This is a genomic window from Curtobacterium sp. NPDC086286, from assembly GCF_044746255.1.
Taxonomy (GTDB): domain Bacteria; phylum Actinomycetota; class Actinomycetes; order Actinomycetales; family Microbacteriaceae; genus Curtobacterium.
The window spans coordinates 109,367-128,609 of the sequence record NZ_JBIVBW010000001.1; the positions used below are offsets into that span (position 1 = coordinate 109,367).

At 73.6% G+C, this 19,243-nt stretch carries 16 protein-coding genes and 1 pseudogene; 6 read left to right on the forward strand and 11 right to left on the reverse strand.

The genetic code is table 11. The features are described from left to right. Nucleotides 1-15: 15 nt before the first annotated feature. The 8 genes from ACIPKM_RS00540 to ACIPKM_RS00575 all read right to left on the reverse strand — a co-directional run bounded on the left by ACIPKM_RS00540 (nucleotide 16) and on the right by ACIPKM_RS00575 (nucleotide 9,575). The gene (locus tag ACIPKM_RS00540; protein WP_402735894.1) at nucleotides 16-1,299 is read right to left on the reverse strand and encodes a glycosyltransferase; all 1,284 of its coding nucleotides are present in this window, start codon (nucleotides 1,297-1,299) and stop codon (nucleotides 16-18) included. Between the two features lie 205 nt (nucleotides 1,300-1,504). Next, the gene (locus ACIPKM_RS00545; RefSeq protein WP_402735895.1) at nucleotides 1,505-1,774 is read right to left on the reverse strand and encodes a hypothetical protein; all 270 of its coding nucleotides are present in this window, start codon (nucleotides 1,772-1,774) and stop codon (nucleotides 1,505-1,507) included. Between the two features lie 96 nt (nucleotides 1,775-1,870). Continuing rightward, nucleotides 1,871-3,319, reverse strand: a complete 1,449-nt coding sequence (locus ACIPKM_RS00550) for an ArnT family glycosyltransferase (RefSeq protein WP_402735896.1) — start codon at nucleotides 3,317-3,319, stop codon at nucleotides 1,871-1,873. A 45-nt stretch (nucleotides 3,320-3,364) separates the two neighbouring features. After that, the gene (locus ACIPKM_RS00555) at nucleotides 3,365-4,837 is read right to left on the reverse strand and encodes a sensor histidine kinase (RefSeq protein ID WP_402735897.1); all 1,473 of its coding nucleotides are present in this window, start codon (nucleotides 4,835-4,837) and stop codon (nucleotides 3,365-3,367) included. 62 nt (nucleotides 4,838-4,899) lie between these two features. Continuing rightward, nucleotides 4,900-5,622, reverse strand: coding sequence for a response regulator transcription factor (locus ACIPKM_RS00560; protein ID WP_402735898.1), 723 nt, complete (start codon nucleotides 5,620-5,622; stop codon nucleotides 4,900-4,902). A 35-nt stretch (nucleotides 5,623-5,657) separates the two neighbouring features. After that, nucleotides 5,658-7,787, reverse strand: coding sequence for an ArnT family glycosyltransferase (locus tag ACIPKM_RS00565; protein ID WP_402735899.1), 2,130 nt, complete (start codon nucleotides 7,785-7,787; stop codon nucleotides 5,658-5,660). A 77-nt stretch (nucleotides 7,788-7,864) separates the two neighbouring features. Next, the gene (locus tag ACIPKM_RS00570) at nucleotides 7,865-8,692 is read right to left on the reverse strand and encodes a fructosamine kinase family protein (protein ID WP_261647048.1); all 828 of its coding nucleotides are present in this window, start codon (nucleotides 8,690-8,692) and stop codon (nucleotides 7,865-7,867) included. 34 nt (nucleotides 8,693-8,726) lie between these two features. After that, nucleotides 8,727-9,575 (reverse strand): LysR family transcriptional regulator, encoded by an 849-nt coding sequence (locus ACIPKM_RS00575; protein ID WP_261647049.1) that lies wholly within the window; start codon nucleotides 9,573-9,575, stop codon nucleotides 8,727-8,729. A gap of 70 nt (nucleotides 9,576-9,645) precedes the next feature. On the opposite strand from ACIPKM_RS00575, the gene ACIPKM_RS00580 reads away from it, so the two are divergent. The 4 genes from ACIPKM_RS00580 (at nucleotide 9,646) to ACIPKM_RS00595 (ending at nucleotide 13,994) form a co-directional block, all read left to right on the forward strand. Next, complete coding sequence (locus ACIPKM_RS00580) at nucleotides 9,646-10,551, forward strand: DMT family transporter (RefSeq protein ID WP_092385905.1); 906 nt, start codon at nucleotides 9,646-9,648, stop codon at nucleotides 10,549-10,551. An 87-nt stretch (nucleotides 10,552-10,638) separates the two neighbouring features. Beyond that, nucleotides 10,639-12,204 (forward strand): long-chain fatty acid--CoA ligase, encoded by a 1,566-nt coding sequence (locus tag ACIPKM_RS00585; protein ID WP_229086772.1) that lies wholly within the window; start codon nucleotides 10,639-10,641, stop codon nucleotides 12,202-12,204. Nucleotides 12,205-12,211: 7 nt separating this feature from the next. Continuing rightward, the gene (locus ACIPKM_RS00590) at nucleotides 12,212-13,084 is read left to right on the forward strand and encodes a GNAT family N-acetyltransferase (RefSeq protein WP_261647051.1); all 873 of its coding nucleotides are present in this window, start codon (nucleotides 12,212-12,214) and stop codon (nucleotides 13,082-13,084) included. Between the two features lie 40 nt (nucleotides 13,085-13,124). Continuing rightward, the gene (locus ACIPKM_RS00595; RefSeq protein WP_402735900.1) at nucleotides 13,125-13,994 is read left to right on the forward strand and encodes a UbiA family prenyltransferase; all 870 of its coding nucleotides are present in this window, start codon (nucleotides 13,125-13,127) and stop codon (nucleotides 13,992-13,994) included. A 28-nt stretch (nucleotides 13,995-14,022) separates the two neighbouring features. On the opposite strand, the gene ACIPKM_RS00600 is transcribed toward ACIPKM_RS00595, so the two are convergent. Further along, on the reverse strand, nucleotides 14,023-15,189 hold the full coding sequence (locus ACIPKM_RS00600) for an FAD-dependent oxidoreductase (RefSeq protein ID WP_402735901.1): 1,167 nt from the start codon (nucleotides 15,187-15,189) through the stop codon (nucleotides 14,023-14,025). Nucleotides 15,190-15,297: 108 nt separating this feature from the next. Here ACIPKM_RS00600 and ACIPKM_RS00605 point away from each other — a divergent pair. Further along, a pseudogene (locus ACIPKM_RS00605) lies at nucleotides 15,298-16,050 on the forward strand (DUF4184 family protein). Nucleotides 16,051-16,206: 156 nt separating this feature from the next. Here ACIPKM_RS00605 and ACIPKM_RS00610 read toward each other — a convergent pair. Beyond that, on the reverse strand, nucleotides 16,207-17,418 hold the full coding sequence (locus tag ACIPKM_RS00610) for an acyltransferase (protein ID WP_071296089.1): 1,212 nt from the start codon (nucleotides 17,416-17,418) through the stop codon (nucleotides 16,207-16,209). 92 nt (nucleotides 17,419-17,510) lie between these two features. Continuing rightward, nucleotides 17,511-18,083 (reverse strand): TetR/AcrR family transcriptional regulator, encoded by a 573-nt coding sequence (locus tag ACIPKM_RS00615; RefSeq protein ID WP_070418073.1) that lies wholly within the window; start codon nucleotides 18,081-18,083, stop codon nucleotides 17,511-17,513. Nucleotides 18,084-18,178: 95 nt separating this feature from the next. On the opposite strand from ACIPKM_RS00615, the gene ACIPKM_RS00620 reads away from it, so the two are divergent. Then, nucleotides 18,179-19,084 carry an SDR family oxidoreductase gene (locus ACIPKM_RS00620; RefSeq protein WP_071296088.1) on the forward strand — a complete coding sequence of 302 codons (906 nt, stop codon included), beginning with the start codon at nucleotides 18,179-18,181 and terminating at the stop codon, nucleotides 19,082-19,084. The last annotated feature ends 159 nt before the right edge of the window (nucleotides 19,085-19,243 follow it).

A 19,243-nucleotide genomic window follows, 5' to 3' on the forward strand; every position in this document is an offset into this window, starting at 1 on the left:
GCGGGCGCGGCGGCGTCAGGCGGCGTGGCGCTCGTCGACCGCGATCGGCTCGGTCGCCGCCGTGCTCGCGTCCGCCGCCGGGGTCGTGCCCGGGCGGATGAGCTCCGGACGACGCCGGGACCGGAACACCCACGCCTTGAACAGGACGAAGCGGACCAGCGTCGCCACGAGGTTCGCGGCCGTGAGCACCACGATCTCCGCACCGTGCGACGATCCCGGTGCCGCCGAGTGCAGGATCACCAGCGACCCGGACGTGATCGCCCACGCGATCCCGAACACCACCAGCCCCTGCACGTGGTGCCGCCCTGCGCCGGCACGTCCCCGCACCCCGAACGTGAAGCGTCGGTTGAGTGCCGTGTTGCCGATCGCGGTGACCAGGAGCGCCAGGAAGTCCGCCGTCTGGGCGCCGATCGCCGGGCGGAACAGGGCGTAGAGCACGGCGAACGCGATCGTCGACAGCACCCCGATCGCCCCGAATCGCAGCACCTGCCCGACGATCCCGACGTGCGGCGGCGTGAACGGACGGCGGCCGATGGCGTCGTACACCGCACCGATCGGCACCCGTCCGGTCGCGAGCCCGCGGGAGACCCGCCACATCCCCTTGAGGTCCTCGGTCGCGGTCGAGGCGATGTGCACGGACGAGTTCACGTCGTCCACCCAGTCGACCGGGACCTCGTGGATCCGCAGTCCGGCGTGCTCGGCCAGCACGAGCAACTCGGTGTCGAAGAACCACGCGTCGTCCTCGCACAGGGGCAGTACGTGTTCCGCGGCCTGCCGGGTGATCGCCTTGAAGCCGCACTGCGCGTCCGAGAAGGACACCCCCATCGTGGTGCGGAGCAGCAGGTTGTACGAGCGGGAGATGAACTCGCGCTTCCCTCCGCGCACCACGCGTGACGAGCCCGCCAACCGGGTGCCGATCGCCACGTCCGAGTGCCCGGACAGCAGCGGGGCGACGAGGGGTTCGAGCGCGGCGAGGTCGGTGGAGAGGTCCTCGTCGACGTAGACCAGCACGGTGGCCGGCGACGCTGCCCAGACGGCCTTGAGCGCACGGCCCCGGCCCTTCTCCGGCAGGTGCACCGCGTGCACGTCCGGCAGCATCGCGGCGAGGTCGTCGGCGATGCGCGCGGTGTCGTCGGTCGAGGCGTTGTCCGCGATCGTGATGCGCCAGGTGTTCCGGAGCGACGTCCGGCAGAAGGTGTGCAAGCGGCGGACGTGGGCGGCGAGCGTGTCCTGCTCGTTGTAGCAGGGGACGACGATGTCGATGTCGAGGGTGTGGTTCGTCTCCGTCATGGTGCACATGCTCGGGACCGGGCATACGGGGACCGCAGCAGCCCGCTGTGCCGCGTCTAAGAACGCGCGTGCGGCCACCGTGCGCAGTCCGACGACGACTGCGCACGGTGGACCACGAGCAGTCGTCGTCAGAGCGCGCACCCGTGGCCGGACAGCACGGAGCGGACAGCGCGCACCGTGGCCGGCCAGCACGGAGCGAACAGCGCGCACCGGGTCAGCGCGCGAACAGCACCTGCACGGCCGCGACGACCACGAGCACCGCGATGGGGACGCCCGCGATCCAGACCCCGGCGCGCACCTGCGTCCGCCGGATCGTGGCCGGCGCGTGCGACGTCCGGGCGAACTCGGTCGCCGCGACGAGCTCCGGGGCCGCGGCCGGCGGCGCGGGCTCGGGCTGGGGCCGGTCGTCCTCGAACGCGGGCACCTCGACCACGAGGTCGTCGGCGCGCGGCCGCTCCGGCAGTCGTGCGAAGTCGTTCGGCATGCGGGCCCCCGTCCGTTCCCGTCCAGTGTGCCACGGCACCGACGGCACCGACGGCTTCCGCGCCTGCCGCGCCCCCACCGGCGGCCGAGCTGCGGGTCAGCCCTGGACGGTGAGCGCTCCCGACTGCAGGACGACCCGCCCGTCCTTCGGCAGCCACACCTGGAGTCCGCCGACCTCGGCGACCGAGAACCGCGACCGCTCAGAGTCGAACAGCTGCGTCACGGCCCCGGACGGCGGGAAGCGTCGGTCGTTCCCGACCACGATCGCGACGTACGGCCCCTGGTCGGCCCGGGTGGTGCCGCGCTCGGCGACGTACGGCACGAAGAGCCCCGGGGTCGCCGACACGAACAGGATCTTGCCGTCGGGCACGCGCTGTTCCTCGAGGTAGTCCCCGAGCAGCGCGATGCCCGTCGGGTGCTGGCGTGCGATGTCCTGGCTGAGCCGGACGGACGGCACGACGAGCGAGACGACCAGCACGAGCGACAGCGACGTCGCGACCGGGACCGCCCGCCGCACCGGCACACGCGGCAGTCGCGCCAGCCCGATCGCGGCCAGGACGAGCAGGAACGGCATCCACGCCGAGTAGTACGTGGGCAGCGCGATCTTCGCGACGACCACGTAGAAGCCCACGAGCAACGCCAGGGCGATGCCGACGTACGCGACGAGCCGGTCGGCCCGGATCGCCAGCGCTGCGACGACCCCGACGGCGAGGACGACGATCAGCAGCACCCCCGTGCCGGCCTCCATGAAGTGCAGGTTCGCCCACCACGGGGCGAACCGGTAGACGGTGCCGCCGATGGTGATCGGGTGGCCGGTGGTGTTCTGCCCCTCCTGGAACTCGATCATGTACCGGATCGCGGACCGGATCCCCATCGGCACGTACGACACGACGAACACCAGCCCGAACGCGGCCGCCCACATCGCGCCGCCGACGAGCAGTCGACGCCAGGCCCGGAACAGCACGGGCAGCAGCAGGAACACCGGCAGCAGCACCACGGTGGAGACCTTCGACGTCACCGACAGGGCCATCAGCGCACCGGACACCGGCGCGAGCCACCACCGGTCGCCGCGCATCCACACCCACGCCGTGGCCACCGCGAGCACGGCGAACGCGGTCATCACCGGGTCGAGCAGTGCCAGACGGTCGACGCGCGGACCGGCACCACCGCGCGGCGTCAGCCACCAGAGGGCGGCGGCGAGCAGGGCGCCCCAGTAGCCGATCTCGCGCCGCAGCCACCAGTACAGCGCGACGCCGACGCCGAAGGTCAGCAGGGCGACGAGCACCCGTGGACCGATCGGACCCTGCCCGGCCACGAGCTGCGCGAGACCGAACAGGTACTTCGCGGTCGGGGGGTGCTCGCGGTTGAACGAGAAGTCGCCGTGCACGTACTGCCACCCGGCGCGGAGGTAGATGTCCTCGTCGCCGGTGATGTTGGGCCCGCCGATGTTCCAGAAGCACTGGTAGAGGGCCCAGAGCAGGACCACGGCCGCCACTCCTGCCCGGATGCGGAGGTCACCGGCGAGTGCGGACAGTCGTGAGGGCACCGTCCGAACCTAGTTGCTCGGCCGCTCCCGAGCGAACCAGCCCGGTCAGCCGGCGTCCGGTGTCCGACCCGGCAGATCGACCGTGAACGCCGTCCGCCCCGGCTCCGAGGCGACCCGGACGAGCCCGTCGTGCGCGGACACGACGGCCCGGACGATCGCCAGCCCGAGGCCGCTCGTGCCGTGCTCGCGGGACCGGGACGCCTCGCCCCGGGTGAACCGGTCGAACAGCGTCGGGAGCACCTCGGCGGGGATGACCGGTCCGTCGTTCGCGACCACGAGACGCACGACGTCGCCGGTCCGCTGCAGGGAGACCACCACGGACGTGCCCTCCGGCGTGTGCGTCCGCGCGTTCGCCAGCAGGTTCGTCACGACCCGGCGCAGCTGCGTCGCGTCCGCGGACACCACGAGCGGGTGGTCGTCCAGCACCTGCAGCGTCCACCGGTGCCCGGGTGCGGTCGCGCGCGCGTCCATCGTCGCCTCGACGACGATCGACGTCAGGTCGACCGGCTCGCGCGCCGGTGCCGGGCCGGACGCCAGGGCGACGGCGTCGAGCCGAGCGAGCAGGAGCAGCTCCTCGACGAGATCGCCCATCCGCACCGCCTCGCGCCCGATCCGGTCGACGTTGCGGCGCACCGTGTCGGGGTCGTCCGACGACGCCGAGAGCTCGGCGTACGCCCGCACGGTCGCGATCGGGGTCCGCAGCTCGTGCGACGCGTCGGCGACGAACGTCCGCATGCCCGTCTCGGCCTCGCGTCGGACCGTGAGCGCCCGGGCGACGTGTCCGAGGAGGCGGTTGAGCGCGGTGCCGACCTGCTCGACCTCGCGGTTCGCCGCGAGGTCCCCGGCCGAGACCCGCACCGGGATGTCCGTGTCGCCGCGCTCCAGGTCGAGCTCGGTGACGTCGGACGCCACGGCCGCCACCCGTTCGAGCGGGCGGAGCGATCGCCGGACGAGCAGGGTCAGCGCCCAGGCCGCGACGAGCAGCCCGACGACCGTCACGACACCGATGACGAGCAGGAGGCGGGCGATGGCGGCGTCGAGGTCGCCGAGCGGCAGCGCGGTCACGAAGACGTCGCCGTCGTCGCCGACGGCCTGGGCCCGGTAGGTGCCGAGCTTCCCCAGGTCGACCGTCACGGGGTCGCCGTCGCTGGCGATGCGCGACAGGGTCGCCTCCTGCGCCGAGGACAGCCCGTGCTGCCGGCCGCTGCTGTCCGTGTACCCGCCGAGGACGGTCGCGCCGTCGCGCAGGATCGCGACGACGGTGCCGGCGGACTGTCCGGGAGCGCCGATGAACGCGTTGTCCGGGTCCGAGCCGGAGCCGGTACCGGTCGACGGGGGCGGTGGCCGTTCGCCGTCCGGCCCGCCGACGGTCCGCTCGGCCGCGGTCGCGAGTTCCGCGTCGAGCCGGTCGACCAGGTACCCGCGGAACGCGACGACCGTCACCGCTCCGACGACGACGTTGGTCGCGACGAGCAGGAGGGCCACGGCCGCCACGATCCGCCACCGCAGCGACGGCACGCGCCGCCGACGGTCGGTTCCGTTCCGGGCCCGGGAGGCGCGGCTCGCCGTCCGCGGCCGGCTCACGTCGTCGGCCGGAGCACGTACCCTGCTCCGCGGACGGTCTGCAGCATCGGCTCGCGTCCGGCGTCGAGCTTCTTGCGCAGGTACGACACGTACATGTCCACGAGGTTGGACGACGTGCCGAAGTCCATCCCCCAGACGTTCGCCAGGAGTTGCTCCCGGGAGAGCACGCGGTTGGCGTTCCGCGCGAGGTGCCGCAGCAGCTCGTACTCGGTCGGGGTGAGGTCGATCGGTTCACCGGCGCGCGTGACCGTCCTGGCGTCCTCGTCGAGCCGGAGGTCGCCGACGCTCGTCGCGGCCGGACTCCCGACGGCCGCGACCCGGGGCGACGTCCGGGCGAGGATCCGCGCCCGGACGAGCAGCTCGTCGATGCCGAAGGGCTTGGTCAGGTAGTCGTCGCCGCCGCCCGTGAGTCCGGCGAGCCGGTCCTCGGGGGCGTCCCGCGCCGTGAGGAACAGCACCCGCACGTCGTCCCGGGCGTCCCGGAGGCGCTCGAGCACCTCGAACCCGTCGATGTCCGGCAGCATCACGTCGAGGACGACCACGTCGGGTCGGAAGTCCCGGGCGGCGAACAGCACGTCGCGCCCGCGGTGCACGGCCCGCACCTCCCAGCCGTCACCCGCGAACGCGAGGGCGACGGCGTCCGCGAGGGCGTGCTCGTCGTCGACGACGAGGGCGCGGACGGGCGAGCCGTCGGTGCGCTGCAGCGGTTGCCCGGTCACGCCCGCGAGCCTATCCACCGCGCCCTCGTCGTCGATCACTTCGTGCTGCTCAGGTCGTAGACGGTCTGGCCGCCGACGGTCGTGGACTCGTAGTTCGCGGCGACCCACTCCTGGATGGCCGACGCCGTGGACGAACCGCCGCCCATCCCGCCGCCACCGGAGCCGGAGGAGACGTAGTACCCGATGTCCCCGTCGGCGACGTACGCCTGGAACTCGGCGAGCGTCGGTGCCGGGTCGCTCGACCAGCCGCCGATCGCCATGACGGCGGTGTCGGTGTCGAGTTCGAGCTGTGCTGCCGACTGCGAGCCGTTCACCGCGGCCGCCCACTTCGCGTCGGACGCCTCGAGGAGCTTCTGCAACGCCGACGAGGTCGTCGACCCGCCACCGCCCATGCCGCTCGGGGCGCCGTCGGTCGATCCCTCGGCGGTGCCACCGGCGGAGTCGCCGGGCGCCTCGCCGCTCATGCCCTCCGGCGGGGTCCCGCCGGGACCCTGCTGGAAGCCGCCGTCGGCGGTGGAGTCGCCCGTCTCGGAGTCGGAGGTCGATCGGCCCGGACCACCCGCGCCTCCTGGCATGCCACCCGTGCCACCGCCGCCCATGCCGCCGGAGCTGCTGCCCGCCGGACCGACGCTCGGGATCGAACCGGAGTGCGCGACGGTCGTCGTGGCGAGGGCGTAGGCCGTGGTGCCGCTGAGCCCGAACAGGGTGCCGGCGAGGACGCCGATCGTGACGAGCCTGCGGAGCGACGGCACACTGCCCATCACGACGAGCGCTGCCGACAGCAGGCCGCCGGCCAGCATCACCCAGCGGAGCCAGGGCAGCCACGTCGGGTTCTCGTTGAGCAGGCACCAGCCCCAGAAGGCCGTGACGCCGATCATGGCGGCGAGGCCGATGCGGCCGGTGAAGCGCTCGCGGGCGTGCCAGAGCAGCGCGCCGCCGGTGCCGACGAGTCCGGCGATCGCCGGGGCCAGCGCGACCGTGTAGTACGGGTGGATCGTGCCGGACATGTACGAGAAGACGAGTCCGGTGACGAGCAGCCAGCCACCCCAGAGCACGAGTCCGGCGCGGGCCGGGTCGGCCAGGTGACGGCGGCCGACGACGACCAGGCCGACGATCAGCGCGATGAGTGCGGCGGGCAGGAGCCACGAGATCTCGAGGCCCATCTCGGACGAGAACAGCCGGTTCAGACCCGTCGAGCCGCCGAACGAACCGCCCGCGGTGCCGCCGGTCATGCCGCCGCCTCCGCCGCCGTTGCCCGAGCCGCCGAAGATCCGACCGAGGCCGTTGTAGCCGAACACGAGGTCGAGCACGGTGTTGTTCGTCGAGCCGCCGATGTAGGGGCGGGACTCGGCGGGCCACAGCCACACGGCGACCACCCACCAGCCGGCGGCGACGACGAGGGACCCGGCGGCGACGAGCAGGCCGACGACGCGCCGGCCCCAGGTGGTGCGAGCGGCGAACAGGTACACGAGGCCGAACGCCGGCAGGACGAGCAGCCCCTGCAGCATCTTCGTCAGGAAGGCGAACCCGAGGGCGACCCCGGCGAGGGCGATCCACTTCCAGCTGCCCCTCGGGAGCGCCCGCACGGTGCAGTACGCGCCGGCGGTCATGAGGAGGACGAGCAGCGCGTCCGGGTTGTCGAACCGGAACATCAGCGCGGCGGCCGGGGTCGCCGCGACGACGAAGCCCGCGAGCAGCGCGCCGACGTTCGCCGTGGTGGCCCCGAGCCGGGCGAGCGTGCGGCGGACCGTGCCCCACACGAGCGCGACGGACCCGACGGCCATGAGGGCCTGGGGGAGCAGGAGGCTGAAGCTCGAGAAGCCGAACAGCCGGGCGGACAGCACCATCACCCACAGCGAGGCCGGGGGCTTGTCCACCGTGATGAAGTTCGACGAGTCGAGGGAGCCGAAGAAGAACGCCTCCCACGACTTCGTGCCGGCCTGCACGGCGGCGGCGTAGAAGCTGTTCGCGTACCCGGAGACGCTGAGGTCCCAGAGGTACACCACGGCGGTCACGGCGAGGAGCGCCCAGAACGCGGGCCGGAGCCAGCGAGCGTCCTCGCGCTCGCCGAGGAACAGTCGGGCGACGGGCTTGCGGCGCCGATCCCGCGCGTCGGTGCGCGCGGTCTCGCGTCGATCGGTCACGGGTATCGGGTACGTGGTCATGGCAGTGAGGATTCCGGGCGTTCCCCGACTGCCACCCTGCGTCGGCTATGCGCGCCCTAAGACGCGCGGCGCGCAGTTCACGCGTACCGCTGCGCCGCGCGCAGCGCCGCCCCCGTGTACGAGCCGCCGAACAGGAACACGTGCAGGAGCAGCGGCGCGAGCTGGTGCAGCTCGACCCGCTCCTGCCACCCGGCGGCGAGCGGGGACTCGGCGTCGTAGGCGGCGAGCACGGCCTCGAGTCGGGGGAGTCCGAAGAGCCCGAGGAGCGCCAGGTCCGTCTCGGCGTGCCCGCCGTGCGCGATGGGGTCGATGAGCACCGCTCCCGTGGGCGTCGTCCCGTCGACCGGCTCCGCGTCCGTCGGCCAGAGCACGTTGCCCGCCCAGAGGTCGCCGTGCAGTCTCGCCGGCCGGTCACCGACGAGCTTCGGCTGCGGTGACCCGAGCGTCCCGTCCTGGACCCGGTCGGCGACCCGGTCGAAGACGGCCGCCTGGGCGTGGTCGAACCCGCCGGCGTCGACGATGCGGCGGACGAAGTCGCGGATCCGGTACTCCGCGAAGAACTCGCCCCAGGTCGCCGGCGCGTCCGCCGCGGCGACGAACGGCGTGCGGGAGCGTCCCATCCGCAGGGGCGTGCCCGTCGGCCAGCCGGAGGGCGGCGCGCCCCAGTGCTCGGAGCCCGCGGCGTGGGTGTGCGCCAGGGACCGCCCGAACCGCTCGGCCTGCCGTGTCGACGGCGAACCGTCCGGGATCAGCTCGAGGTCGAGGACCGTCGGGCGGGGTCGACCGAGCACGCGGGCGATCCGGGTGCCGCCGTCGGGTTCGGCCTCGGCGAGCCAGTCCAGACCGGCTGCCTCGGCGGCGGCCTCGTCGGGGGAGGCGAAGGTCTTCACGTGCGTCTCGGCCATCGCCCCATCCTGCCGCTGTCGCCTCGGTAGCGGGTCAGACCGCGTCGACGAGCGCCCTCGCCAGCGGGTGCCACTCGCGGGACGTCGGTCCGCTCAGCACGAGCGTCCGTGAGAGCCGCCGGGCCATCGGCACCATGACGAGGTCCGGCGGCAGCATCACCCGCCCGAGCGTCGGCACGATGGACACGCCCTCGCCCCGCTCGATCATCCCGAACATGGTGCTCATCTCCCGCACCCGGTGGGCGTACCGGAACGGCTGCCCCTCGAGTTCGTGCAGCCGCTGGATCTGGTGCTCGCACCCGCCACCGCCCGCGACGAGCCCGTCCTCGTGCAGGTCGTCGAGCGTCAGCGCGGGGAGGTCGGCGAGCGGGTGGTCGCGGCGGACCACCGCGGCCATCTCGTCCTGCGCGACGACCACACCGCCCGGTGGCACCGGCGTCGGGTCGACGAGCACGGCGGCGTCGACCGTGCCGGCCTCGAGCCACTCGGGCATCTCGTCGTCGTCTCCCTCGTAGACCTGCACGTCGACGTCCGGCAGTGTCACCGCCCACAGTTCGCGCAGCCGCGGCAGCAGGCCCTGGCAGACGGTGGGGACGGCGGCGAGGCGCACGGTGCCGCGCGCCGTGGCGGGCCGGACCACTGCCTCCAGGGCCTCGACGGAGGCGAGCACGCTGCGGGCGTGGGCCAGCAGACGGTCGCCGAGGGGCGTCGTGACGGCGGCCGCCCCGCGCCGGACCACCGGACCGCCCACCTCGCGCTCGAGTCCCGCGAGGGCGTGCGACACGGCTGACTGCCCGACGCCGAGCGTGGACGCAGCGCCCGTGAAGGAGCCGGCGTCGACGGTGGCGACGAACGCGCGCAGCTGGGGCACCGAGACGGTCATGCGTCTTCCTCATCCGTTCATGAGCGACATGCGTTTGCCGCATGCGCCGAGGATGTCGACACTAGGCGACATGAACGCGGTCCTCTACCTCCTCGTGGCACTGACCTGGGGCTCGAGCTTCCTGTTCGCGAAGATCGGGCTCGACGGGCTCGCACCGCAGCAGGTCGCCACGGTGCGCACGGTCCTCGGCGCGCTCACGCTCGTCGCGGTCCTGCTCGCGACCCGCCGGCGCTGGCCGCGGGAGCCACGGGTCTGGGGACACCTGCTCGTGGTGTCGGTGTTCCTCAACGCGGTGCCGTCGTCGCTCATGGCGTGGGCGGAGCAGACCGTGCCGTCCGGTCTCGCGAGCATCTACAACGCGACGACGCCGATCATGACGTTGGCGGCCCTCGCGGTGCTCGTGCCGTCCGAGCGGCTCCGCGGACGGCAGGTCGCGGGCATCGTGCTCGGGATCGTCGGCGTCCTGGTGCTGGTCGGTCCGTGGAACGTCATCGGGGACCCGGAGGTCCTGGCGAGCGTGCCGGGGCAGGTCGCGCTGCTCGGGATGACCGCGTGCTACGGCATCGGCCTGGCGTACCTGCGGCGGGTGGCGGTCGGCAGCGCGTACGACCCGGTCACGCTCGCGACGGTGCAGCTGACGCTGGCCTCCGGACTGCTCCTGCTGGTCGCGCCCGTCATCGCCACGGGCCCGGTACGGCTGGACTGGAGGATCGTGGGGGCGATGGTCGCGCTCGGTTGCGTGGGCACGGGGCTGGCCTACGCCTGGAACACGCGGCTGGTGCAGGCATGGGGAGCGGGTCGCGCCTCGACGGTCACCTACCTGACGCCCGTCGTCGGGGTGGTCCTCGGCGTGCTGGTCCTCGGCGAGCACGTCCGGTGGAACGAGCCGGTCGGGGGACTCGTGGTGCTGCTCGGCATCGCGCTGGCGTCGGGCGTGGTGGGACGGCGGCGTCTGGGCGTGCGGGCTCCCGCCTGAACGGGGGCCGGATCCGGAAGCGACCGCGGCCGTAGGATCGGGCCGAGAAGTCGTCCACGGAGTCCTCGACGGAGACGGAGACCGGTCATGACCGCCACCCACCACACCAGCGCCACCGCCTCGGTCGCAGCGATCCTCGCCGAGTCCGCAGCGCGGTACCCGGACGACGTCGCCGTCATCGTCGGCGACCGGCACACCACCTACGCCGAGCTCTGGAGCCAGACGCTCGCGTACGCCGGTGCGCTGCGGGCCCGCGGCGTGGGACCGGGCGACCGTGTGGCGATGCTCGTCCCGAACGTCGAGGACTTCCCGCGGGTCTACTACGCGACCCTCGCGCTCGGCGCCGTGGCGGTCCCCGTGCACGCACTGCTCAAGCGACGCGAGATCGAGTACGTCCTGCGCGACAGCGGCGCCTCGCTGCTCGTCTGCGCCGCACCGCTGCTCGGCGAGGGCGCGGCCGGTGCCGAGCTCGCCGAGGTCGACGTGGTGACGGTGCTCGCCCCGGCCGACTCCCCGGACCGACTCGAAGCGCTCGCGCAGCAGGCCGAACCGCTCGACACCTACGTCCCCCGGCACCCGTTCGACACCGCGACGATCCTCTACACGAGCGGCACCACCGGCAAGCCCAAGGGTGCGGAGGGGTCGCACTTCTCGCTGCTCGAACAGGTCAACACGAACCTGATGACGACGTTCGACATGCACCGCGGGGACGTCCTGCTCGGCGCCCTGCCGCTGTTCCACACCTTCGGGCAGACCTGCACGATGAACACCGGCTTCCGGGTCGGCGCGACGATCGTCATGCTGCCGAAGTTCGACGGCGACACGGCGCTCGCCGCGATGGTCGAGCACGGGTGCGGCATCTTCATGGGCGTCCCGACGATGTACATGGCGCTGCTCGACGCGGCGACCCGTTCCGATGCCCGTCCGACGCTGCGGTACGCGATCTCCGGCGGCGCCTCGCTGCCCCTGGCGGTCCTCGAGCGGTTCCAGGACGTCTACGACGCGCCGATCCACGAGGGCTACGGCCTCACCGAGACCTCGCCGGTCGCGACCTTCAACCACGTCGGACGGCCGCCACGCCCCGGCACGATCGGCACCCCGGTGTGGGGCGTCGACGTCGAGATCGCCGACCCGGAGCAGCACGACGCGATCGTGATGCTGCCCCACGGCGAGATCGGCGAGCTCGTCATCCGCGGGCACAACCTCATGAACGGGTACCTCGACCGTCCCGAGGACACCGCGGCTGCGATCGTCGACGGGTGGTTCCGGACGGGCGACCTCGGGACGAAGGACGACGACGGCTACCTGACGATCGTCGACCGGACGAAGGACATGATCATCCGCAACGGCTACAACGTGTACCCACGGCAGGTGGAGGAGGTCCTCGCGACCCACCCCGACGTCACGATGGCCGCGGTGTTCGGTGTGCCGCACGAGCTGCACGGGCAGGAGATCGAGGCCGCCGTGGTGCTCCGTGCCGAGGCGACGGCGACCCCGCAGGAGCTGATCGACTTCGTCGCCGCCGAGATCGCCGCCTACAAGTACCCCCGGGCGGTGCACGTCCTCGACGCGCTGCCCCTCGGCCCGAGCGGCAAGGTGCTCAAGCGCGAGCTCGTCGACCGGTTCGGCGCGGAGGTCCCGGCGGCCGGGTGACGTGGACGTGGACACCGTCGTGCGGTCACCATCGCCGTCCGAACTCGCTCGGGGCCTGGCGGCGCTGCGGTCGTGGCAGCGCGACGACGCACTCGTGCAGCTCCACCCCGGCGACCTCGGGTGGGCGTGGCGCCACGGGGCGGACGCGATCGCGCGTGCGGTGCGCCTCTGGGAGGCCGACGGGCAGATCGTCGCCTTCGGCTTCCTCGACGGACCGACCACGCTCCGCATGACGGTGGCGCCCGAGCGCTGGACGGACCCGGACCTCGCGCGCGCCCTGGCAGCCGACGCCTCCGACCCCGGCACCGGCGTGCTCCCGAGCGGCCCTGCGTCGATCGAGGTACCGGACGGCACCGCCCTGCGCGGAGCGCTGCACGCTGCGGGATGGGGCGACGGCGAGTCCTGGACGCCGCTGTCCCTCGACCTGGCCGCGCCGGTCGGAGCACGCGGGTCGTCGCTGCACGTCGAGATCGTGCACGGTGCGGACACGTCCGACTTCACGGCGGTCCACCGCTCGGCCTGGGACAACGGGTCGTTCACCGACGAGCGCTGGAGGGCGATGTCCGCCGGTGCACCGTTCGCGGAGGCTCGCTGTCTGCTCGGCAGGGACGACGCCGGGGAGCCGGTCGCCGGGATCACGGTCTGGCCGGCGGGCCGCGGCCGTCCCGGACTCATCGAGCCGCTCGGCGTCCACGCCGCCCACCGCGGTGCGGGACACGGGACCGCGATCTGCGTCGCCGGTGCGGCGATGCTCCGCGAGGCGGGAGCGTCGATCGCGTGGGTCTGCACCCCGAGCGACCTCGGCAGCGCCGTCGCGACCTACCGGGCGGCCGGCTTCACGAGGCTCCCGGAACGGCTCGACTGCGTCCGGCAGGCCTGAGGCGAGTGACTCGGCGGGTGCCGGACGTACGCTTGCACCTGTGACCCGGCCACGCCGACCCTCGACCGCACGGTTGCTGTTCGCGTCGTCGCACCCGGGGCCCACCGTCACCGTGACCGTGCTCGCGACGGTGATCGCCGTGGCGGTCGGGCACGCGTGGTGGACGGTCGTCCTCGTCCCCCTGACCGTCGTCGCCGGGCAGCTCTCGATCGGGCTCGCGAACGACTGGATCGACGCCGATCGCGACCGGGCGGTCGGCAGGTCGGACAAGCCCGTGGCGCAGGGGGCGATCGCCGTCGGCACCGTCCGTGGCGCGGCGTTCGGCACCGCCCTGGCGTCCCTTGTCCTGTCGGTGTTCCTCGGGCCGGTCGCCGCCGTCGCGCACCTCGTGCTCGTGGCCGCGGGGTGGGCGTACGACGCGGGGCTCAAGCGCACGGTCTGGTCCGTCGTGCCGTTCGTGGTCGCGTTCGGGCTGCTCCCGGTCGTGGCGGTCTCGGCCGGGCCGGACGGTGACTGGCCGGCGTGGTGGGCGATCGCGACGGGGGCCGTGTTCGGCGTCGCGATCCACTGTACGAACGTGTTGCCGGACCTGGTCGACGACGCGGCCACCGGGGTCCGGGGGTTCCCGCACCGGCTCGGGCTCCGGGGCGCGGGCGTCACGGCGTTCGGGTCGCTCGTCGTGGCAGCGCTGCTCGTGCTCGGCGGTCAGGTGCTCGGGGACGATCCGGTCCGGGGCGTGGGGGTGGTGCTCGCGGTGCTCGGGACCGTCGTGGTCGTCGCGCTCGCCGGCCTCGGGGTGCGGCTCGTGCTGGCCGGGCGGGCATCGCGGGTGCTGTTCCGACTCGTCATCGCGTCGTCGCTCGTGCTCGTCGTCGAGCTCGGCCTCGCCGGCGCCCGCCTGGTCGCCTGACCCGGCGCCCGCGCGCCCCCGCGACCCGTCACGCCCACCGCATCGCGTACACACCGGCCAGCGCATCCGCGGTCGGGAGGGACAGGACCGTCCGGAGCAGCGCCTCCCGTCCGGCCGCCCCCACGCTGCCGAGCGGACGGCCGATCGGACGTCCGAGCGCCATGTTCACCTCCGCCTGCCGCGCCGCCCGCCGCGCGACCGCCTGCCGCCGCCGCGCGTACTCCGGCCACGGGCCGGCGCTGCCCGAGGCGACCGCCTCCGCGAGGAGCGGCGCGAGCTCGGCCGCGTCGAGCCACCCGAGGTTCATGCCCTGCCCGCCGATCGGGCTGATCTCGTGCGCCGCGTCCCCGGCGAGGACGACACGGCCGACACCGACCCGCTCCGCCTCCCGGCGTCGGACACCGAACCCGCTGCGCATGCTGCAGGACGTCGGGTCCGGCCGGACACCGGTGCGTGCCGCCACGATCGCCGCGAGGTCCGCCGCGCTCGGCGACGGATCGTCCGAGGACGCCAGGAGCACGACGTACCGACGACGGTCGCCGGGCAACGGGAAGGACTCGACCACGCCGGCCGGTCCGACGTCGACGAGCGCGTCCGTCCGGGCAGCGGGGTCCTCGACGTCGGCGAAGTCCCCCATCGCGTAGCGGTCCGGGTAGTCGCGACCGGTGGTGGCGATGCCGAGCAGGTCCCGCACGGTGCTCCGCGAGCCGTCCGCCCCGATGACGAACCGGGCCCGCACGGCCACCGCGCCGCCGGGGCCGGTCCCGACCGCGTCGACGTGGTCCGGGTGCCGCTCGAGCGCCGAGAGCACCGTGCCGGTCCGGAGCGCGTCCGGCGCTGCCGCGGCGAGCCGTTCCCGCAGCAGGGTCTCGGTCCGGTGCTGGTCGAGCGTCGCGACGTACGGGTGCGTGGCCGACGCATGGTCGAACGTCAGGGCGCCGAGCTCCCGGCCACGGCTGCGCGCGACCCCTCGGCGGACCCGGACGGCCTCCGCGAGGACCGGCCCGTCCAGCCCGATCGCCGCGAACGCGTCGAGGGACGGCGGGTGGATCCCGATCGCGCGAGAGCCCGTCGGCGCACCCTCGCGCCGTTCCCACACCACGACCTCGAGCCCGCGGGCCGCGAGGAGCGCCGCGGCGAAGAGGCCGACGGGCCCACCGCCGACGACGAGGACGTCGACGCGCTCCGTGGTCACGGCCCGAGCCTACGGACGGTCGGCGCAGCGCCCACCCAGCCGATCGGCGCCCCGGGGTCATCCGCTCGACCGAAGCGCTCCACCGGGGCCGTCCGCGATGCTGGGGTCGTGCCCTTCACCGTCAGCCACGCGGTCGTCGCCCTGGCCGCCCGCCGCACCCCGCTGCCCGTCGCGGCGGTCGCCGTCGGAGCCATGGCGCCGGACGCCGTCCTGTTCGCGCCGTTCCTGCCGCCCTACGTCGTGGCGCACTCGTGGGTGGGCGTCGTGACGATCGACCTGGTGGTCGCGCTGGTCGTCCTCCTGGCCTGGTGGTACCTGGTGCGGCCCGCGTGGGCGGCGGCGGTGCCCGGCGTCCGCGAGCGGCTGCCGGCGAGCTGATCGGCCCCTCCGCGTGCCGGGGACCGGCCGGTCCGCCGGGCGGTCGCGGTCGTCGTCGCCTGTCTCGTCGGGAGCGTGACGCACGTCGTGTGGGACGCGTTCTCGCACGAGGCCGGGTGGGCGGTGCAGGCGATCCCGTTCCTCCGCGAGGGTCCGGCGGCCTACCCGGTCTGGGCCGGCGTGCAGGACGGTTCGAGCGTGCTCGGGTTGCTCGGGCTCGTCGTCGCGGCCGTGGTGTGGTGGCGACGGAGCACACCGCGTCGGATGCCACCGGTCGCTCGGTCGGAGGCCGCGGTCGTGGTGGCCTCGGGCGCGATCGTCGTCCTCGCCGTGCTCGGGATCGCCGGTCGGGTGCTGCTCGGCGGCGGTGGCGTCGCCGGGATCGTCACCGAGCTCGCCTTCCGGTTGCCGGTGGTCGTCGCGCTGGTGCTCGTGGTCGGCGCGGTCGGACTGCTGGTCGGACGCAGCCGTCGCACCCGCTGACGCGGACCCCGGAGGCGCGGTGCAGCCGCCGTCGGTCGTGTCGCGTCCGGCAGGCCGCGGGTCGGGAGGCGCGGTGCACGCGCCGTCGGTCGTGTCGCGTCCGGCAGACCGCGGGTCGGGAGGCGCGGTGCGGGGCCGACCCGCGCCTCCCGTCCGTCAGGCGGTCGCGTCCGCCGTCTCGCGCGCGGACCGATCCGCGGCGACCAGCCGTCGGGCTTCACGGAACCGCTTCCGCAACCGCTCGACCGGCACCTCGACCGCGTAGGCCGCCCCGACTGCCACCAGCAGCGCCGCCCCCACGAGCCACACCGTGCCCCACGCCCCGATCGCGAACGTGCCGAGCAGCGCGATGACCACGGGGTGCCAGAGGTACGCCGAGTACGACACGCGACGACCGAACCACGACACGGGCGTCCACGCGAGCGCGGCCGACAGCGGCGACCGCACCGACACCAGGCCACCGATGAGCAGCGCCGAGATCAGCCCGGTGACCGGGAGCACGACGCCGAACGACCAGGCGTGCTGCGTCCAGTCGTCGTCGATCCAGAACTGCACCGCGGCGAGCAGCCCGATGCCGAGCCAGGTGCCGACGTGCCCGGCGATCCCGGAGGCCCACGTCCGGAAGCGCTCGTCGTCGAGGAGCAGTGCGAGCAGGCACCCGGTCGCCAGCGGCACGACGCCGAGCACGGGGGAGAAGTACACGTCCGGGGTCGCGCCGCTGTTCGGCGTCCGGTAGCTCAGCCACGACGCCGCTGCGGCGCCGACGATCACGACGCCGAGCCCGGTCATCAGCCAGCGCCGACGCGACCGCAGTGCGAACAGGAGCACGAGGACGGGGGGCCAGACGAGGTAGAACTGCTCCTCCATCGACAGGCTCCACGTGTGCGCGAAGACGCCCTGCGTGGTGTCCCAGTACGAGCGGAAGAGGTTGCCGGTGTAGCTCAGCGCGATGAACGCCGCCTCGCCGGGGGAGAACGAGGCGCCCTTGTAGTCGCCGACCCAGTTCCACAGCGCGAGGCCGACGATGACGAGCGCGAGCAGTGCCGGGTAGAGGCGGAGGAGCCGCTTCGTCCAGAACGAGCCGAGCCGGATGCGCCCGGTGCGGCGGTGCTCGCCGAGGAGCAGCGTCGAGATGAGGAACCCGGAGAGCACGAAGAACACCGTCACGCCGATGAACCCACCCTCGAACTGCGGCACGTGCAGGTGGTAGAGGATCACGATGAGGATCGCGACCGTCCGGAGCCCGTCGAGCGCCGGAGCACGGTTCGTGAGCGGCGGCGGGGGCGTCGGTCGTGCGTGCCTGCCGTCGGTGTCGGCCGGTGCGGATGTCGTGCGGGTCCGCTCCGGCGAGGTCGTGGTGATGGCCACGGACGCCTCCTGCGCGATGCTGTCGATGGGGTCACGGGCCGTCGGGCCGTGACCGGATCGTTACATGATGCTCGCGGAAGGTAAGAGCCGTCTCAACGACCGGGGTGCACCAGGGTCGTCAGGGCGTCGAGTCGTTCGTGGGCGATGGTGGCGAACGGGCGGTCCTCGTCGTCGGCGATCCACTGCGCGAACGACAGGTGGAACACGGTGACGGCCGTCTCGGCGGCGATGGTCGCGGCGGGCTCCGGGACGCCGCGGTCGCGCAGGACCTCACCCAGTCGGACCTTCAGGGTCGCGAGCTTGCCGAGCTCCCGTTCGCCGAGTGCGGGGTTGCCGTCGATGATGCCCTGGCGTGCGCGCGACCACGGGCGGCGCTCGTCGGGGAAGAACGCGCCGCTGGCGTCGAGCGCGAGCCGGACGAGGTCGAAGGGCGGAGTGCCGGCCGGTGCCGCCTCGATCGGGGTGGTGAACATGCCGAGGAAGTCGTCCTGCCCGGCGAACAGCACTTCGCGCTTGTCGGCGAAGTGTCGGAAGAATGTGCGCTCGGTGACCTCGGCCGCGGCGGCGATCTCGGCGACCGTCGTCTCGTCGTACCCCTGCTCCGCGAAGAGCTGCAGGGCCGTGGCCTGCAGTCGCTCACGGGTCCCGGGTTGCCATCTCGCCATGTCCGCAGTCTACTGATGACAGCGACTGACATCGAGTGCTACGGTGATGTCAGTTCATGACATCACCGCCGTGGACACCTGCGAAGGGAAAGCACATGCACGTGTTCGTCACCGGGGCCTCCGGATGGATCGGCTCCCACACCGTCGACGAGCTCCTCGCCGCCGGACACACCGTCACCGGCCTCGCCCGCTCCGACTCGTCGGCCGCCGCGCTCGAGGCGAAGGGCGTCGCCGTCGTCCGCGGTGACCTCGACGACCTCGACGCCATCCGCCGCGGGGCCGCCGCGTCCGAGGGGGTCCTGCACCTCGCGAACAAGCACGACTGGGCGAACCCGGCCGCCACGAACGCTAGCGAACGCGCCGCGGTCGAGACCATCGGCGAGGCGCTCGTCGGCACCGACCGGCCGTTCGTCGTCGCCTCGGGCGTCGCCGGACTCGCACAGGGCCGCCCCTCGACCGAGGCGGACCCCAACCCGTTCGTCGGCCCGGACAGCATGCGCGGCGGCAGCGAGAACCGCGGGTTCGACTTCGTCGACCAGGGCGTGCGCACCATCGCGGCCCGCTTCAGCCCGACCACGCACGGCACCGGCGACCACGGGTTCATCGCCGCGATCGTCGCCGCCGCACAGCGCACCGGCGTCTCCGGCTACATCGGCGAGGGCACGAACAGCTGGGCCGCCGTGCACGTCACCGATGCCGCTCGGCTCGTCCGGCTCGGCCTCGAGCACGCACCCGCGGGCACGAGGCTGCACGCCGTCGCCGAGACCGCGATCCCGACCCGGGCCATCGCCGAGGCCATCGGCGACGCCCTCGGGCTGCCCGTGACCTCGGTCGACCCGGCCGACGCGGTGTCGCACTTCGGGTTCATCGGGCAGTTCTTCGGCATGGAGATGTCGGCGACGTCCGAGGCCACGCGCGAGCTCCTCGGCTGGGAGCCCACCGGGCCGGGGCTGCTCGAGGACATCGCCGCCGGCGCCTACTCCGACGTGCGGGTGGCGTAGCGCGACCCACCGTCGGCCTGGAGGCGCGTGGCGGCCTCGCCCCGCGCCTCCAGGCCGTCGCCGGTCCGGACCACCGCCGCCGGTCCGGACCACCGCGCACTTGGTGAGCAGAAATGGTCGGGTCCCGTCTCCGGACCCGACCATTTCTGCTCACCAAGT

Coding starts and splice junctions, on each gene's coding strand:
- ACIPKM_RS00540 (WP_402735894.1), bottom strand. CDS start 1,299: ATGTGCACCATGACGGAGACGAACCACACCCTCGACATCGACATCGTC.
- ACIPKM_RS00545 (WP_402735895.1), bottom strand. CDS start 1,774: ATGCCGAACGACTTCGCACGACTGCCGGAGCGGCCGCGCGCCGACGAC.
- ACIPKM_RS00565 (WP_402735899.1), bottom strand. CDS start 7,787: ATGACCACGTACCCGATACCCGTGACCGATCGACGCGAGACCGCGCGC.
- ACIPKM_RS00570 (WP_261647048.1), bottom strand. CDS start 8,692: ATGGCCGAGACGCACGTGAAGACCTTCGCCTCCCCCGACGAGGCCGCC.
- ACIPKM_RS00575 (WP_261647049.1), bottom strand. CDS start 9,575: ATGACCGTCTCGGTGCCCCAGCTGCGCGCGTTCGTCGCCACCGTCGAC.
- ACIPKM_RS00580 (WP_092385905.1), top strand. CDS start 9,646: ATGAACGCGGTCCTCTACCTCCTCGTGGCACTGACCTGGGGCTCGAGC.
- ACIPKM_RS00585 (WP_229086772.1), top strand. CDS start 10,639: ATGACCGCCACCCACCACACCAGCGCCACCGCCTCGGTCGCAGCGATC.
- ACIPKM_RS00615 (WP_070418073.1), bottom strand. CDS start 18,083: ATGGCGAGATGGCAACCCGGGACCCGTGAGCGACTGCAGGCCACGGCC.
- ACIPKM_RS00620 (WP_071296088.1), top strand. CDS start 18,179: ATGCACGTGTTCGTCACCGGGGCCTCCGGATGGATCGGCTCCCACACC.